The following is a 14,924-nucleotide window of genomic DNA, read 5'->3' as shown; positions in this document are numbered from 1 at the left end:
GACAACGACGGCGCCGAAGATAGGGAGGGGCGCCGTCGCAGTTCGCCCCAGCGGCACAGGCGGTACGACCGGAGCGTGCGTTCCTGGCGAGCGGAGGGTTTGAGCCCTCCGCGGCGCGATGCGGATCGCAGATACGCGCTCGAGCGTTTCAGGTCCGACCAGCGGATCAGGCCACCGCGAACAGGCCCGCTTCGCGAACGTCCGCCTGATCGAGCGCCCGATCGGTCGCGCCGTGGCCGGCGGGCAGGGCGCTGCGGAGCGTTTCCCAGGCGACGCCGAACGACGAGGTGATCGGACGGAGCGAGCCCGTCATCGACGGATCGCTGGGGAGCGACGACAGCCGCTCGCGAAGCTGCTCCAGCGAGAGCGTCCCGTCGACGCCCGAGAGCATGAAAGCGTTACCGGGCGCCGCAGGATTCGCCGGTCGAGTTTCGGCGACGGTCGGCGCCGGGGGGAGAGCGTCTTCCGGCGCCGTCGTTTCAACAACGGCGGGCGCTGCGTTCGCGACTTCGCCCCCAACCGGCTGCGGCGGCGGCAGCAGGGCGAGCGTGACGAACAGGGCGATGCTGGCCGCGACGGCGAGCCCGCTCCCCGCGAGCAGCAGCCGGGACCGACGTCGCGGCGGCTCGATCAGCGACGAAGCGACTGGCGGAAAAGCGCTCCGCGCCAGAACGACGGGCTCGGAAGCGACCGGCAACCGAGTGACTGGCTCCCAAGTGACCGGCTCTTCGGCGACCGGGGTGGGAGCGAGTCGGATTTCTTCCTGCGACGATCGGGACCAGGTTTCGCGGATCAGGCGGACGCGGTCGTACGTCGCGACCGAAGCGCTGACGTCCGTCGCGGCGAGTCCGGGAGTCTTGCGAAAGGCGCCGGTCATCTTCGCGAGCGCGACGAACCAGTCCCGCTTCGCCGAGCAGTCGGCACAAAGCGCGGCGTGAAGGTCGAACTCCGCATCGACCGGCGGATCCTGGCGAAGATCCGCGGCGAGCTGGAGTCGCTGTTCAAATTCTGGGCATTGCATCGCGGTCAGGCTCTGGCGTCCATCCCCGTCGCTCGAAGATTTCCTGCAACTGGCATCGGGCCCGATGGACCCATGTCTTAACCGTACCCAGGGGACAGCCCAAGGTTTCGCTTATCTCCTGATAGCTCTTTTCCTGAAAGTGGAACATCGCGAACGCCTGCCGGTATTCCGGGCGTAACTGGGCCAGCGCCAGTTCCAGGTCCTCGGCGAAGGCGAGCGAATAATCGCCCGACGGGGCCGCGGCGAGCGAATCGGTCTCCAGTTCGCCCAGCTCCCGCGGTTCGCGCTTGCGTTTCGCGATCGTCGTGCGGCAGCGATTGACCGCGATGGTCGCGATCCAGGGCTCGAACGGGCGAGCGGGATCCCAGCGGTGGAGACTCCGGAAGGTCCGGATGAACGTCTCCTGGAAGGCGTCCTCCGCGTCTTCGCGACGACCCAGCGTGCGGAGGCAGATCGCCATCACCAAGTCAGCGAAGCGCTCGACCAGTCGGAGCTTCGCGACTTCGTCCCCGCGCAAGCAGGCGCCGGTAAGATCGCGAAGCTCCGTCTCCAAGATTGCGTCCTTATCGAAGGCTGCTGCCGCAGGCCGTCAGCCTGCGAGTCGTCGCAGGATGCGGCGACGAAAGGAGAGTCGACGATCCTTTCGCGAGCCGTGAGAAACTCGTTTCGAACTTGGCGAGTCTGCGGAACGCCACGACGGCGTTCCGCAGAAGAATAACAGAGCCGAAGGAATCAGCGGTTGTTGAAGAACCGGCGCAGGGTATTGGCGGCCGCTTCCTTGGTGTCCTTCGTATCATTCGCCGGACGGGGCGGAAGCTTGCCCTTCACTTTCTTCGCCTTCTTCTTTCCGAAGAAGCCGGAATCGCCCTTTTTCTCTTCGGCGGCGCTCGTTTCGCCGGAGGCCGCCTCTTCCTCGGACGCATCCGCTTCGGCGCCTTCGACCAGATCTTCGGCGGAGACCTTCTTCGTTTCGTCGAGCCGGAACTGGCGCGTCTCGGGGTCGGCGAGCTGCCGCATCCGTTCGACCTCGTCGGCCTCGAGCAGCCAGTCGCCGATATCGCCGTCGTTCTTTTTGGCGCCGGCTACGCGGTTCACGGCGTCCTTCACCGAAGCGACGTGCGGTTTTTTGGAGGCGCCGAGGCCGTAGTTGATCAGGACTTCGAATTCGAGCTTGCCGACGCGGAGCTGATCGCCCGGCTTCAGCAGGACCTCGTCCTCGATCTTGGAACTGTTGACGTAGACGCCGTTACGGCTCTTCAGATCGCGGACGACGACGCCCGAATCGGTCAGCGTGATCGAGCAGTGCCGCCGGGAGACGGTCTCGCTCTTGGGTCGCAGGTCGCAGCCTTCCTGGCGACCGATGACGAACTCCGGGCCGGGGATCGCGATCTCGGTCCCGGCATGGCTCCCGTTTTGGACTTTCAGTTTCACCTTCATAAAACGCACCTAGCCGTTTGCCGGACGTACGACAGTCGAAAGAAAAATCCGTGAACAGATCGGCGGGGACGGCACGCGTGAACGAAGCGGAAACCAGCATCCTGTATAGGAGAATCGCAGGCGATCGTGTCGAGCAGCCGAAAGGCCGACCGAATTCCGTCTATTCGAAACGCGAATGCCGCTGCGCCGAAGCGCCGAACGGGTCGCGAGAGCTCAGTACTTTAGGAAGCCTTCGTCGACCAGCAAGAGCCTGGTCCACGCGTCCTCCACTGGTCATGTTATCGAGGCGCCGGGGCCCCGTCAAAAACTTTTCCGCCAGTCGTGAGTACATTCCGCGATATCGGCAATGCGGGCCGCGGTAGGAATCCACCCAGCAGGGGCGGACTTAACGCGACCTTAATTCACCTTCCGGCGATGCGTCATTGCCGTCGCACCATGCTATCACGGGTTGAGATCGCTGGCAGCGGGCACGAAATTCAGCGTTTCGCGGTCCAGTCCGAAGCGTCGTAGCGACCCGCCACCTGCTGGGCTGCGAAGGCGTCTTCGGCGGGCATACGTTCGCCGAGATTGAAGTCGGCCCCGCTGGCGGAGGCGAGACTCGTGATCCAGCGGCTGATCAAAGCGTCTTCCGAAACGCCGATGCCCCCGAGTTCGGCGATGCCGGGCAACTCCGGCGCATACCGCGACGCGGCGAGCAGGATGCTGCCGTGCTGCAGGATGGCGCCGTGCGACCGGCGCTGCGCGCTGCCGACGATCTTGGCGCCGCGGTAGATCAGATCGCCCTTCGCCCTTCGCTTGAAGCAGAGGAACTCGTTGTCGAGCGAGGGTTCCGTCGCCTTCTGCCGGGAAGCGAAGACGCCGAACGACCTGAGCGTCTCCATGAGCGTGTCGTGGAACAGGTCGTAAAGAGACTCCGCCGCCCCGCGGTCGCCGATCTTCGCCGGCGCGACGAAGCTGTAGGTCAGTTCGCGATCGTGCAGGATCGCGCCGCCGCCCGTACTGCGTCGGACGACGGGGCAGTCGCTGCTGGCCGCGTGGTTTTCCCGATCGGCCAGCGACTGAAAGTAGCCCAGAGAAAGCGTCGCGGGCGACCAGCGATAGAACCGCAGCGTCGCGACGCCCTGATCCGCCGCGCTCTTCGCCAGGGCTTCGTCGACGCCCATGTTCCAGGCGCCGGAGGCAGGCCCGTCGTCGAGGATGCGCACGACGGCAGCGCCGATCGACTGAAACTCGCTCACGACGGAGATTCTTCCGGGGCAGGCGTCGGCGCGCTGGGCCACTTGGTTTCGGGCGAGCGGGCGGCGCGGACTTCGTCGGGCCGGCGAATGGCGGTCGTGTGCGGCGCGTCGTGCAGCATCTCGGAGTCTTCGCCCGTGATCCGGAACAGGGCCTCGGCGAACGCGTCGAGCGTCTCCTTGCTCTCGGTCTCCGTCGGCTCCATCATCATCGCCTCGGGCACGGTCAGCGGGAAATAGACCGTGGGGGCGTGAAAGCCGTAGTCGAGCAGCCGCTTGGCCAGGTCCATCGCGCTGATGCCGCGCTCCTTCTTGAGCTTCGCCGCGCTGGCGACGAACTCGTGCATGCACCGGTCGCCCTGCGGCACGGGCAGGAAGTGCTTCACCTTGGCCAGCAGATAATTCGCGTTCAGCACCGCGTGCTCCGACACGGACTTCAGCCCGTCCGGCCCGTAGGTGCGGATGTAGCAGTAGGCCCTGAGCAGGATGCCGACGTTGCCGAAGAACGAGCGGACGCGTCCGATCGAATGCTCGTCCCCGCCGTCGAGGACGTACCGGTCGCCCTCCTTCACGACGATCGGGCGAGGCAGATAGGGCCCCAGGAAGTCGCGGACGCAGATCGGTCCCGCTCCCGGTCCGCCGCCGCCGTGCGGACCGCTGAAGGTCTTGTGCGGGTTGTAGTGCATCATGTCGGCGCCGAAGTCCCCCGGCCGCGCGATGCCCAGGATGGCGTTCATGTTGGCGCCGTCGAGATAAAGCAGTCCGCCGACGTTGTGGACGTCGTCGGCGATCCGCTTGATCTGCTTCTCGAACAGGCCGAGCGTGCTGGGGTTGGTGATCATGAAGACGGCCGTGTCGCCGTCGAGCTTGAGTTCCAGGTCTTCCAGGTCGACGAAGCCGTCGGCCCGGCTCTTGACCGTCACGGTGTCGAAGCCGGCGAAGCGGGCGCTCGCGGGGTTCGTCCCGTGCGAGCTATCGGGCGCGAGCACCTTGGTCCGCTTCTCGCCCCGTTCTCGGAAGTAGGCCGACGCGACGAGCAGCGCGGTCAACTCTCCGTGTGCCCCCGCAGCGGGCTGAAGCGATACGGCGGGCAGCCCGGCGATCTCCCCCAGAAACAGTTGCAGTTCGTACATCGCCTGCAGCATGCCCTGCAGGGTCGACTCGGGCTGATAAGGGTGCAGCGACAGCATCCCGGGCAGGCTGCACAGGCGCTCGTTCCGCTTGGGGTTGTGCTTCATCGTGCACGACCCGAGCGGATAGAAGTGCGTGTCGACCGACATGTTCAGCGTCGACAGGTTCGTGAAGTGCCGCACCACGTCGGGCTCGGCCACCTCCGGCAGCGTGGGCGGCTCCTCGGCGAGGAACTCCGCCGGCAGCAGGTCCTCGACCTCCGGCGACGGTACGTCGGCAGCAGGGAACGTCACCCCGCGGCGACCCGGGCGAGCGAGTTCGGTCAGAAGCTGAACGGCTTGGCGATTGCGCATGACGCTGTGATTCGTTTCGTGCTTGTGTATTCGTAGGGTGGGTCATTGACCCACCAATGGCAGTGCGATCCGTGCCGAGGAGAAGGTGGGTCAATGACCCACCCTACGAAGAGCGTCTACGCCGCTTCCAATACCTGCACCAGCCGGTCCAACTCGGTCTTAGTGCGCTTCTCCGTCACGGCGACGAGGAAGCAGTCGTCGAGGTTCGGATAGAACTGCCCCAGGCCCGGCCCGACGAAGAAGCCGTCGCGGGCAGCCGCTTCGACCAGCGTCGCCACGTCGCCCTTCTTGTCGCGGACGACGAACTCCTTGAACGTCGGTCCGTCCGAGACGATCTCGAAGCGCTTCGTCTTCGCGAGGGACCGCTTCAGGTACTCCGCCTTCTTCAGGCAGAGTTCGGCAACCTCTTTCAGTCCCTGCGGACCGACGAGGGCGAGATAGATCGCCGAACGGAGCGCCAGCAGGCCCTGGTTCGTGCAGATGTTGCTCGTCGCCTTCTCGCGGCGGATGTGCTGTTCGCGGGTCTGCAGCGTCAGCACCCAGCAGCGCTTGCCGTTCGACGACAACGTCTGCCCCGCGATGCGTCCGGGCAGGCGTCGCATGAAGCGTTCGCTGCAAGTCATTACGCCCAGGTAGGGGCCGCCGAACGCCATGTAGTTGCCGAGCGACTGCCCCTCCGCGACGGCGACGTCGGCGCCGAGCTTGCCTGGCCCCTTGAGCAGACCCAGGCTGATGGGGTCGAAGATCTGTACCACCGCGGCGCCCTTGCTCTTGGCGAGCGCGGCGATCGCTTCGACGTTCTCGAGCGTTCCGAAGAAATTCGGATGCTGGATCAGCACGCAGGCGGTCGAATCGTCGATCGCCCCTTCCAGCGCTGCTTCGTCGGAGACCAGACCCGGCGCGGGCGTCGTCACGATCTCCAGGCCCAGGTTGGCCGTGGCGGTGAGGATCGTCTGGCGATATTCGGGATGGACGGACTCGGGGATGACGACCTTGGTGCGACCGGAGACGGCGACCGCCATCAGGACGCCTTCGAGCGCTGCAGTCGCTCCCTCGTACAGGCTGGCGTTCGAGACGTCCATGCCCGTCAGGTCGCAGATCAGCGACTGGTACTCGAACATGCACTGGAGGTTGCCCTGGCTCACCTCCGGCTGGTAGGGCGTGTACGACGTATAGAACTCGCCCCGCGCGGCGAGGTTATCGACCACCGCGGGCACGAAGTGGTCGTAGCTGCCGCCCCCCAAAAAGCAGGCCCGCTCTCCCGCCGCGACGTTCTTCCCTGCCAGCGAAGAGAGTTCCTGCGTCAGTTCAAGTTCCGTCAGCGCCGGCGGCAGATCGAGCGGACGCTTCAGGCGGAAGTCGGCCGGAACGCCGTCGAACAGTTCGTCGACGGAGGAGGCGCCGATCGCGGCCAGCATCTCTTCGACGTCGGCCGGCGCATTGATCAGATAACCCATGGAGCGTCTTGTCGCCTCGGATTCAGGGGCAGCGCCGTTCGGAACGAAGCGCCGTGCGTCGGCCAGGTCGCGCGGCGATTGACGCCCGCGCGACAGGAACCAGGGGAGCGGGAAGATGTCAAAGATCGGGAGAGAAACGTAACTCTGAGCGGGGGGTGTGAACCCCCCCGAGCTTTCGGCGCCGCCCTCGTGCGAACCGCCTCCGACCTCGGGGGATTAACACCCCCGGCTCAGGATTCGATTCCGCCGCGGTTCGTCGCGGTTCCGAATCAGTGCGATTCGGAGATCTGCTTCTTGTAGGCGTCGTACGTCAGGAGCGACTTCAGGGTCGACTCGTCGGTCAGCTTCACCTTGATCATCCAGCCGGCGCCGAAGGGGTCGCTGTTGAGCGTCTCCAGGCTGTGCGGCAGATCGGAATTGACCTCGACGATCTCGCCGGAGACCGGGCTGTAGAGGGGCGAAACGGCTTTGACCGATTCGACCTCGCCGAACTCCTTGCCCGCTTCGACCTTCTTGCCGACCGGCGGCAGGTCCATGAAGACGAGGTCGGTGAGCTGCTCGACGGCGAAGTCGGTGATGCCGACGGTCGCGACCCCCGACTCCACGGCGGCCCATTCATGCGTTTCGGCGTAAAGCAGGTCTTCGCGCTTCATTCGTCGCTTTCTCGTCTGGTAGCCGCTTGATCGCCAGCCGTTTCCCGTAGGGCAGGCGCCCCGCCTGCCATCGCAGCGGTAGTTAAGTTCATGGCAGGCGGGGCGCCTGCCCTACAAGATCTTTCAGCTGTCGCTGCGACGGTAGAAGGGAAGCGTCGTCACCGTCGCCGCTTCCGGCTTCCCGCGCAGATCGAACTCCAGGGTCGTTCCCTCCGCCGCGAAGCGTGGCGGAACGTAAGCCATGGCGATCGACTGTTCCAGCGTCGGCGAGTACGTGCCGCTTGTCGTCTCGCCGATCGGCTGGCCATCGCCGGCCGGCCCAGGGCAACTCAGGACAGGGTAATGTTGGCGTGCGGCACGCTTTCCGGCAAGGACGGCGCCGACCCGGACGCGGCTCGTGCCGTCGGCGAGTTGCTTGCCCAGCACGTCCGAACCGGGAAATTTCCGCCCCCCCAGCGTCACGGCGAACTTCAGACCCGCCTCGATGGGGGTTACGCTCTCGTCCAGTTCGTGGCCGTACAGCGGCATGCCCGCTTCCAGGCGGAGCGTATCCCGGGCGCCGAGTCCGCAGGCCCGCGCATCGGCCTCTGCTTCCAGCAGCGAGTTCCACAGATCGACGGCGATCTCGCTGGGGAGAATGGCTTCAAAGCCGTCCTCGCCCGTGTATCCGGTGCGGCTGACGACGACCGGGACGCCGTTCCAGAACGCCTGCCGGAAGGTATAGCGCTTCAGCGAATCGAGCGCGAATTCGAAGGCGCTTTGCGTCAGCGCCGCCGCTTTCGGACCCTGTACGGCGATCATCGCCGTTTCCAGCGTCCGATCGGTCCGTTCCAGCGAGTCGCCCGCGGTCCGTTCAGCGAACCAGTTCCAGAGCTTCTCGCGATTCGACGCATTCACCACCAGGGCGAACTCTTCGTCGCTGACGCACGAGACGAGGATGTCGTCCAGCGTCCCGCCCGTCTCGTCGGTGACGAGCGAGTACCGCACCTGTCCCGGCGTCATGTCGGCGACGCGGCGCGTGAGCAGGCCTTCCAGCGCCTCCCGGGCGTCGCGTCCGAAGATGTCGAAGCGCCCCATGTGCGAGACGTCGAACAAGCCTGCCGCCCGGCGGACGGCGTGATGCTCCTCGATGATCGACGAGTACTGCACCGGCATCGACCAGCCGGCGAAGTCGACCATTCGCCCGCCGCGGTCGGCGTGCCATTCGTGAAGCGGGGTCTGCGCGAGACTGGCGGACATGCCGGGAAGCCGACCTGCGAATCGAGGGGAGCGACGATCGCCGCTTACAGTCGTGCGACACGACCTTAATGGGGCGATTCTAAGCGATCCCGGTAGCCGGGACAGGAGCGTTTCCGAAAAAATGGAAACGGTTCTTGTGAAAGGGAACGGAGCGGCGCGCGAACGCGGTCTTCGCGAGCAGCGAGCTCCGCACCACACGCCCTTCGACAGTCGCGGCAAAATTCGTCGATGCGACGCTGTTTCGTCAGATTTGCCTAAGTATGATTCGGTTCGCCGTAATTCAGGGCGTCAGGCGCTCCGCAACTCGCGGCACGGTCGGTTCTCCACGCGAATCATCTCTATCCAAGGCCGCACATGAGTAAGTCACCAAGCTCGGTCGCTCCAAGTCGGAGCAAGGAACGGGCGTTTCTCTTCCTGCTCGTTTTGGCGGTAAGCGCCGCTCCCGCTTTCGGCCAGGCCGGCGTTCTCAAGCCGAACGCCGAGGAACGATCTGTCGGCGAAATCCGCGTCGAGCCGCGACCTGGAAACTTCGCCGACTCGCTCGCGGCGGTCGCCGCTCATCTGGCGCCCTCCGGACCCGACGTCGAGGGAACCGCCCGGATGCCGCGACGAACCTTCGCTCAGTCGACGGCACTCGCATCCCGCCAGTTCGGATACGAGTCCGTCCAACTCGTCGATCAGGCCGCCCAGGCGGTCCTGAACGCCTTTCGTCCGGAACGCATCATCGACAACGACTGGAAACGCGTCACCAACACGAAGGCGATTCCGTACCGGGCGGTCTGCTACATCGAGAGTTCATGGCCGGACGGGAGCGAAACCATCGGTACGGCGTTCTTCGTCGGGAAACGGGTTCTCCTGACGAACGCGCACAATCTGTACGACCGCCGTAAGAAACATTGGGCGACGACCGTCCGCGTCTACCCGGGCCGCGACGGGAACGACTCGCCGTACGGGGGCGAGATCAATTCCGATCTCTATATCCCGACGGGCTACATCTCTTCGACCATCAATACTCAGTGGGACTATGACATCGGCTGGATCATTCTGCCGTCGAAGTCGCTCTTCAATAAGATCGGCTTCTCGTTCGGGTTCCAGACGACGACCGACGCGAAGCTGGAGGAGATGAACCTCAACAGCGCCGGTTATCCCGGAGCGAAGAACCAGCAGCAGTGGCGCGATTTCGAGACGAAGAACCAGAACGTCTTCAAGATGCAGTTCGAGCACTTTCACGACATCCTGGGCGGCTCCTCCGGCTCCCCGATGTACGTGATCGAGAAGAAGGAACGCTTCGCAGTGGGCGTGAATGCGTGGGAAGAGCTGGGCTCTCGCCGCGTCAACGGCGCGACCCGCATCACCAAGGATTACTACGACTGGACGAAGCAGTTCCGGTCGCAGTATCCCTGATCGGCGCACCCGATCCCTGATCGGCGCAGCCACCGCTTATCCGATGCGGCTCCGACCAGCGTTCCCGGGCTTCCGGGAACGCTCTCTCTCTTTCAGCGCCGCCGCTTTCGCCCCGAATCCTTCGCCTTCGCGTCGCCCTTGCGCGGAGCGCCAGCCTTCTCCGCCGAACCGACCTTGCGAACAGGCTTGTCGGGATGCGGTTCGTGGCGCTCCAGCGACCAGCGGACCTGCTTGCGTTCCCACTCGATCGCCTGCACGCGAACGTACAGGTCGTCGCCCAGCCGGAAACGCTCTCCCGTTCGGCGAGAGATCAGCGTGTGACTGCCGCGGTCGTAGTCGCCCGGTCCTTCGAACAGGGCCTCGCGGGGAAGGAGCCCTTCGAGCGGGAACTCCTTGCACTGCGCGAAGACGCCGAACTCTTCGACGCCGGTCACGGTCGCGTGCCAGATCCGTTCCGGGTGCTCTTCGAAGTAGTGCAGCAGCTTGAGCTGAATCAGGTCCCGCTCCGCCGTCTCGGCCCGGCGTTCGCGCTCGCTGCAATGGACGCCCAGCGTGACGAGCTGGCGGAAGTCGTAGGGCGGCTTGCGATGGCTGGCGATCGCGTCGAACGTGCGATGGATCGTCAGGTCGGGATAGCGCCGGATCGGGCTCGTGAAGTGGCCGTACTCCTCGAAGGCCAGGGCGAAGTGCCCGGCTTCGTCGGGGCTGTAGACCGCCTTCGACATGCTTCGCAGCACGGCCATGTGGACCGCCTGCTCGAACGGCTCGCCCTTCACGGACTGGAGAAGTTCCTGCAGGTTGTAGCGGTTCTCGAGATCCTTGGCCTCGATGCCGAGTTCCACGAGAAACTCATGCAGGCTCTCGATCCTGTCCAGCGGCGGCGCATCGTGCACGCGATGCAGGAAGGGGAGGCCCAATTCCTCCAGGCGGAACGCGACCGCCTGGTTCGCGGCCAGCATGAACTCTTCGATGATCTGGTGGCTGACCGTGTTCACCGCGCGCGTGGCGCCGATGACTTTGCCGGTCTCCTTGTCCAGGTCGAGCTTCACCTCGGTCGACGAGAGCTCGATCGCGCCTGCCCTACGGCGACGACCCCGCAGCAGCATCGCGAAGTCCCGCATCTCCAGGACCTTCGCCCGCATCTCGGGGGTCAGTTCGACCTTCGTCGTCTTCGGGTCGTCCAGCAGCTCGTCGACCTCTTCGTAGGTGAAGCGCCGCTTGCTGTGAATGACCGAGGCGACGACCTCCGAGCCGACGAACTCGCCCCCCGGGCCGTACTCGATGAAGCACGTTCGCGCCAGGCGACGCTGACCCGGCTGAAGGCTGGCCAGGTGGTTGGAGATGATCTCCGGCAGCATCGGCAGGACGCGGTCGGGCAGGTAGATGCTCGTCGCCCGTTCGCGGGCTTCGCGATCCAGAACCGAATCGATCGGCACGAAGTGCGCCACGTCGGCGATATGGACGCCCAGCCGGCGATGGCCGTTCTCCAGCGGTTCGAGCGAGACTGCGTCGTCGAAGTCCTTCGCGTCCTTGGGATCGACCGTGAAGAGCATCAGCCCCGTCAGGTCGGCGCGACCCTTCGGGATCCGCTCGTCGAGCTTCAGGTCGGCGTAACGCTGGGCTTCCTCACGAGCGTGTTCCAGAACCTCTTCCGGGAACGCGTCGGGCAGTTCGTACTGTCGCATCACGAAGAGCGTGTCGACGCCCGGCTGACCGCGCGCGCCGAGGACCTCGGTGACGACCCCCTCGCCGAACTCCCACTGCGTCGGCATGCGGGTGATTTCGACGGCGACCTGATCCATGTCGACCGCGTTGTGCGCCGTCGTGTCGCGAATGACGATCGGATGCGGGAACTCCGCCCCGGTGATCAGCACCGAACCGTGCGTGCCGTGGTCGGTGTAGGTGCCCACGAAGCCCTGCCGCGAGCGTTCCAGCACGCGGACGATCTGACCCGCGTCCTTGTCGGCGTCGGCCAGTTGCTGCCGGGTGGGCTTTCGATCCTGGCGACCGCCGCGATTCTTGCCCGGTCTTCCCGCGACGTCGTCGCGCGAGTCCCGACGTGCCTTAAGCAGTCGGAGCGAGACCCGGTCGCCCGTCACGGCGTCGCCGACGTAGCGTGCGGGGATGTAGACCTCGCCCGCCTTGCCGAGCCGGATCCGTTCGTCGACGCGGACGTAGCCCGCGCCGGCGCGACCCCTGCGGAACGTGCCGACCAGGTAGCCCTTGTCGCGGGCTTTCTCGTCCTTGTTCTTGCGCGGCGCGCGTGAGTCCGAATCCGAATCGGGTTCGACGAGCGCGTCGTGCGGCGGCTCGTAGGCCGCGTGCTCCGGCGCCGCCTCGTCCTCCGCGTGGTCGAGCAGAGCGTCGACCGGCTTCTTCGGGCGGGCCTTCTTCTTCTTCGAGACGCCGTCCTGCCACGAGACCGCGCGGGGCTCTCCGGTTCCGCCTGGCTTCGCGATCGGCGAGGCCTGAATGCGATGATCGGCCCCGAAATGGACCTCGCCCGCTTTGACGAGCTGCTTCAGCGCCTTGCGAAAAAGATCGATTTCCTCGGGAGGGACTTCCAGTTTCTTGGCGATCACCTTCGGTTTCACCGGCTGGTAACCGGGCTTGCCGACGTGATCCGCGATGGACTTCTTCAGTTGTTCCAGATCCGCCATGATTCGCGCTCCAGCGAGCGCAACGTTCCTCTTCCAAACAGGTTAGATGCCGTCGCCGCCATGCGGTCGACGGGGCGAAACTCGCGATCGAACAGAGCGTCCGCCGTTTCGCCTCTGTGCAAATGATAGGCCGTCGCCGATCGCTCGGCGAGCGTTAAACCGGGCGGGAGGCGCCTCGCGACCGTCCGATACAATCGCCGCAGCGGGGACGCGTCCGGACAGAGGGGCCAGCGAGATGGAACTGCGGGAAGCCATTCTGGGGGCGGTGGAAGGCTTCGGCACGTTCGCGAAATTCGATCTGCTGGTCGAGGATCAGGAGCGCGTGCTGCTCGCCAGCGCGTCGAAGGTCCACCGCAAGTCGACCGAGGACTTCGATCGCCTCGCGTGGGAGATCGCCGACTTTCTCCCCCTCGCGCTGGCCCGGATCGGGCTGATCGAACGGGGCGCGAAGCTGAGCGACCATTACGTCCGGCTCGACTCGCGAAGTCGCCTGCGCACCTATCGCCTGCTCAGCGACGAGCCGGTCTATCGCGAATGCCAGACCCTCGCGCCGGAACTCTTCGCGACGCAGCCGGACGTGGCCGAGCGTCTCGCCCTGGTCAGCGTGGAGCGCCAGACGATCGACGCCGCGCTCTCCCGCGGCAGCCGCATCGAAGACCTCGACGCCAGCCCGCCGATGCTGCAGGGCCCCGACGCGCTCTGCGACCCGCTCGACCACCCGCCCGCCTTCGCCGAGAAGCCCTTCTGGCTGCTCGAATTCGAGGAGCAGAATCGTCCGTGGTGGAAGTTCTGGTAGCCGCGATTCGCGCGTCTTTCTTGTAGGGCAGGCGCCTCGCCTGCCAATGCAGCGGCAACGAACGTCGATGGCAGGCGGGGCGCCTGCCCTACAGGAACTTACGACGCGCGCGGCACGCCCATTCGTTCCCGCTTCGCGTCGATGAAGCGAATGTGATGCTCGACGTGGTCGACGTAGCGGCGGACGAATTCGAGCAGCGACAGTTCGCCGTCGTCGGTATGCAGGCCCTTGCGATCGAAAGCCTCCGTCGGCAGGCGTTCGAGGATCCGCGACATCTGCCGCCTGCCGATCTCGAACAGGGCGAGCGCGTCGTCGAGACTCTGCTCGTGATAGTGGAGGGTCTTCGCGAACGCCGTCTCGTCGTACGGGATCAGCGTGGGGCGCTCCATCGCGGCGATCCGCTTCATCCGGTCCCACGCGACCAGGTCGCTGTCGACGGTATGAATCACGACCTCGTGAATCGACCAGTCGCCCGGCCCCGGCCGCTCCTGCAACTGTTTCGGCGAAAGTCCGGCGATCGACTGCCGCAGCCGCGGGACGACGCGGGCGTAGTCGAGCAGGGCGGTATCGATCGATTCGCGATTCGTCATCGGGCGGCTCTCAGGGAACGCTGAAGTTCGCGACCCACGCTCGATCGCTGAGACACGCCGCGTCCGTCCCTGGTTCGCGTTTCCCGTAGGCCTGACGCCTTCGCCTGCCATCGAAGCGGGAACGAGGATTCCGGCAGGCGAGGGCGCCAGCCCTACAGGAATCAGCCGGGCTCATACTCCACGAGCGTGTGATCTTCGCCGGCCAACTCTTCGTCGATGATGGCGGAGATGATGGACCAGTCGCCTCCGCCGATGCCGGCGCCGATGCGGGGGTAGCCGATTCGCATCCCGGCGAAGCGTCGCTTGATTTCGCGGAAGCAGGAGCGGATCGCGTCGTAGTCGGCGTTCGCCCCCGGCTCGAACTGCGTGTAGGCGTTCACGACGAAGAACTCTCTGCCGTCACGCACGACCGTCGCCGTGGAAAGCGTGCCGAGCTTCTCGCGCGCGGCGTACTCGGTCGCCAGATCGGCGTCTTCCGCCTCGTGGAAGGCGTTCCTGATTTGCCAGGCGATGCCGCCCCCCATCGTGTGCCGGCAGTTGCAGCCATGCACGATCACGTCGAACCGACCGGCGAGCGCCAGCTTGATCAGGTCGCCGTGGAGAACCGGAATGCGAGACGCTCTCGGAGGGGGTTCTGTCGGAACGACGGCTTCGGCCGGGCCGTCGCGCAGGTCCGCATCCGGGTCGAGGGGTTCTTCTTCGGTGGCCGAAGAACGCGACGCGGACCGCCGCATCCCGGCAGGAGGAAGCGGAGCGATCGGCGTCGCTCCGTCATGCCGAAAGATATAGATGTGGTCGGTATGCGAGACGAGTTCCCAGCCTTCGACGCTCATGCGGTTGAGCGAATCCTGCAAGCGATCGAGCCACGCCCGTTGATTGAAGAGTTCGCCGAACCCCGGCGCGGGGAAGAGATCGTACGGGGATAGTACGCGATAGATCGACGCCACC

Annotated in this window: 13 protein-coding genes; 2 read left to right on the top strand and 11 right to left on the bottom strand. The window is 65.5% G+C overall.

Going from position 1 to position 14,924, the window contains the following annotated elements; genetic code table 11:
* Window positions 1–166 precede the first annotated feature (166 nt).
* From SH602x_RS22505 to gcvT, 8 genes are all read right to left on the bottom strand, one after another.
* Entirely contained in the window at window positions 167–1,021 is an 855-nt protein-coding gene (locus tag SH602x_RS22505; RefSeq protein WP_479474416.1) for a hypothetical protein, read from the bottom strand.
* Window positions 1,002–1,574 (bottom strand): RNA polymerase sigma factor, encoded by a 573-nt coding sequence (locus tag SH602x_RS22500; RefSeq protein ID WP_479470887.1) that lies wholly within the window; start codon window positions 1,572–1,574, stop codon window positions 1,002–1,004. Before SH602x_RS22500 ends, SH602x_RS22505 begins: the two co-directional genes overlap by 20 nt.
* Window positions 1,575–1,753: 179 nt before the next feature.
* Window positions 1,754–2,458 carry an FHA domain-containing protein gene (locus SH602x_RS22495; RefSeq protein ID WP_479474415.1) on the bottom strand — a complete coding sequence of 235 codons (705 nt, stop codon included), beginning with the start codon at window positions 2,456–2,458 and terminating at the stop codon, window positions 1,754–1,756.
* A 476-nt stretch (window positions 2,459–2,934) separates the two neighbouring features.
* Window positions 2,935–3,696, bottom strand: coding sequence for a lipoate--protein ligase family protein (locus SH602x_RS22490; protein ID WP_479474414.1), 762 nt, complete (start codon window positions 3,694–3,696; stop codon window positions 2,935–2,937).
* Window positions 3,693–5,177 (bottom strand): aminomethyl-transferring glycine dehydrogenase subunit GcvPB, encoded by a 1,485-nt coding sequence (gene gcvPB / locus SH602x_RS22485; protein ID WP_479474413.1) that lies wholly within the window; start codon window positions 5,175–5,177, stop codon window positions 3,693–3,695. Before gcvPB ends, SH602x_RS22490 begins: the two co-directional genes overlap by 4 nt.
* Before the next feature lie 116 nt (window positions 5,178–5,293).
* Complete coding sequence (gcvPA, locus tag SH602x_RS22480; protein WP_479474412.1) at window positions 5,294–6,634, bottom strand: aminomethyl-transferring glycine dehydrogenase subunit GcvPA; 1,341 nt, start codon at window positions 6,632–6,634, stop codon at window positions 5,294–5,296.
* A 269-nt stretch (window positions 6,635–6,903) separates the two neighbouring features.
* A complete protein-coding gene (gene gcvH / locus SH602x_RS22475; RefSeq protein ID WP_479474411.1) occupies window positions 6,904–7,287 on the bottom strand; it encodes a glycine cleavage system protein GcvH in 384 nt (127 codons plus the stop codon).
* A 123-nt stretch (window positions 7,288–7,410) separates the two neighbouring features.
* Window positions 7,411–8,526, bottom strand: a complete 1,116-nt coding sequence (gene gcvT / locus SH602x_RS22470) for a glycine cleavage system aminomethyltransferase GcvT (RefSeq protein WP_479474410.1) — start codon at window positions 8,524–8,526, stop codon at window positions 7,411–7,413.
* Between the two features lie 354 nt (window positions 8,527–8,880).
* Here gcvT and SH602x_RS22465 point away from each other — a divergent pair, with 354 nt between their 5' ends.
* Window positions 8,881–9,930, top strand: coding sequence for a trypsin-like serine peptidase (locus SH602x_RS22465; protein WP_479474409.1), 1,050 nt, complete (start codon window positions 8,881–8,883; stop codon window positions 9,928–9,930).
* A 92-nt stretch (window positions 9,931–10,022) separates the two neighbouring features.
* Here SH602x_RS22465 and SH602x_RS22460 read toward each other — a convergent pair whose 3' ends face one another.
* Window positions 10,023–12,590, bottom strand: coding sequence for a ribonuclease R family protein (locus tag SH602x_RS22460; protein ID WP_479474408.1), 2,568 nt, complete (start codon window positions 12,588–12,590; stop codon window positions 10,023–10,025).
* Window positions 12,591–12,825: 235 nt separating this feature from the next.
* Between SH602x_RS22460 and SH602x_RS22455 the strand changes: the two genes are divergently transcribed.
* Window positions 12,826–13,386, top strand: a complete 561-nt coding sequence (locus tag SH602x_RS22455) for a hypothetical protein (protein WP_479474407.1) — start codon at window positions 12,826–12,828, stop codon at window positions 13,384–13,386.
* A 98-nt stretch (window positions 13,387–13,484) separates the two neighbouring features.
* Here SH602x_RS22455 and SH602x_RS22450 read toward each other — a convergent pair whose 3' ends face one another.
* Together SH602x_RS22450 and SH602x_RS22445 are read right to left on the bottom strand one after the other, a co-directional pair.
* A complete protein-coding gene (locus SH602x_RS22450) occupies window positions 13,485–13,976 on the bottom strand; it encodes a DinB family protein (RefSeq protein ID WP_479474406.1) in 492 nt (163 codons plus the stop codon).
* 161 nt (window positions 13,977–14,137) lie between these two features.
* Complete coding sequence (locus SH602x_RS22445) at window positions 14,138–14,923, bottom strand: macro domain-containing protein (protein ID WP_479474405.1); 786 nt, start codon at window positions 14,921–14,923, stop codon at window positions 14,138–14,140.
* Between the last annotated feature and the right edge of the window lies 1 nt (window position 14,924).

Source organism: Lignipirellula cremea (assembly GCF_056501455.1).
Note: the sequence above shows the minus strand (reverse complement) of the source record. Positions and strands in the feature narration are given on the sequence as shown.

What these genes read in the sequence shown, in the direction of transcription:
- gcvPB (WP_479474413.1), bottom strand. Translation starts at nt 5,177, where the DNA reads ATGCGCAATCGCCAAGCCGTTCAGCTTCTGACCGAACTCGCTCGCCCG.
- SH602x_RS22505 (WP_479474416.1), bottom strand. Translation starts at nt 1,021, where the DNA reads ATGCAATGCCCAGAATTTGAACAGCGACTCCAGCTCGCCGCGGATCTT.
- SH602x_RS22465 (WP_479474409.1), top strand. Translation starts at nt 8,881, where the DNA reads ATGAGTAAGTCACCAAGCTCGGTCGCTCCAAGTCGGAGCAAGGAACGG.
- SH602x_RS22495 (WP_479474415.1), bottom strand. Translation starts at nt 2,458, where the DNA reads ATGAAGGTGAAACTGAAAGTCCAAAACGGGAGCCATGCCGGGACCGAG.
- SH602x_RS22455 (WP_479474407.1), top strand. Translation starts at nt 12,826, where the DNA reads ATGGAACTGCGGGAAGCCATTCTGGGGGCGGTGGAAGGCTTCGGCACG.
- gcvT (WP_479474410.1), bottom strand. Translation starts at nt 8,526, where the DNA reads ATGTCCGCCAGTCTCGCGCAGACCCCGCTTCACGAATGGCACGCCGAC.
- SH602x_RS22450 (WP_479474406.1), bottom strand. Translation starts at nt 13,976, where the DNA reads ATGACGAATCGCGAATCGATCGATACCGCCCTGCTCGACTACGCCCGC.
- gcvPA (WP_479474412.1), bottom strand. Translation starts at nt 6,634, where the DNA reads ATGGGTTATCTGATCAATGCGCCGGCCGACGTCGAAGAGATGCTGGCC.
- gcvH (WP_479474411.1), bottom strand. Translation starts at nt 7,287, where the DNA reads ATGAAGCGCGAAGACCTGCTTTACGCCGAAACGCATGAATGGGCCGCC.
- SH602x_RS22460 (WP_479474408.1), bottom strand. Translation starts at nt 12,590, where the DNA reads ATGGCGGATCTGGAACAACTGAAGAAGTCCATCGCGGATCACGTCGGC.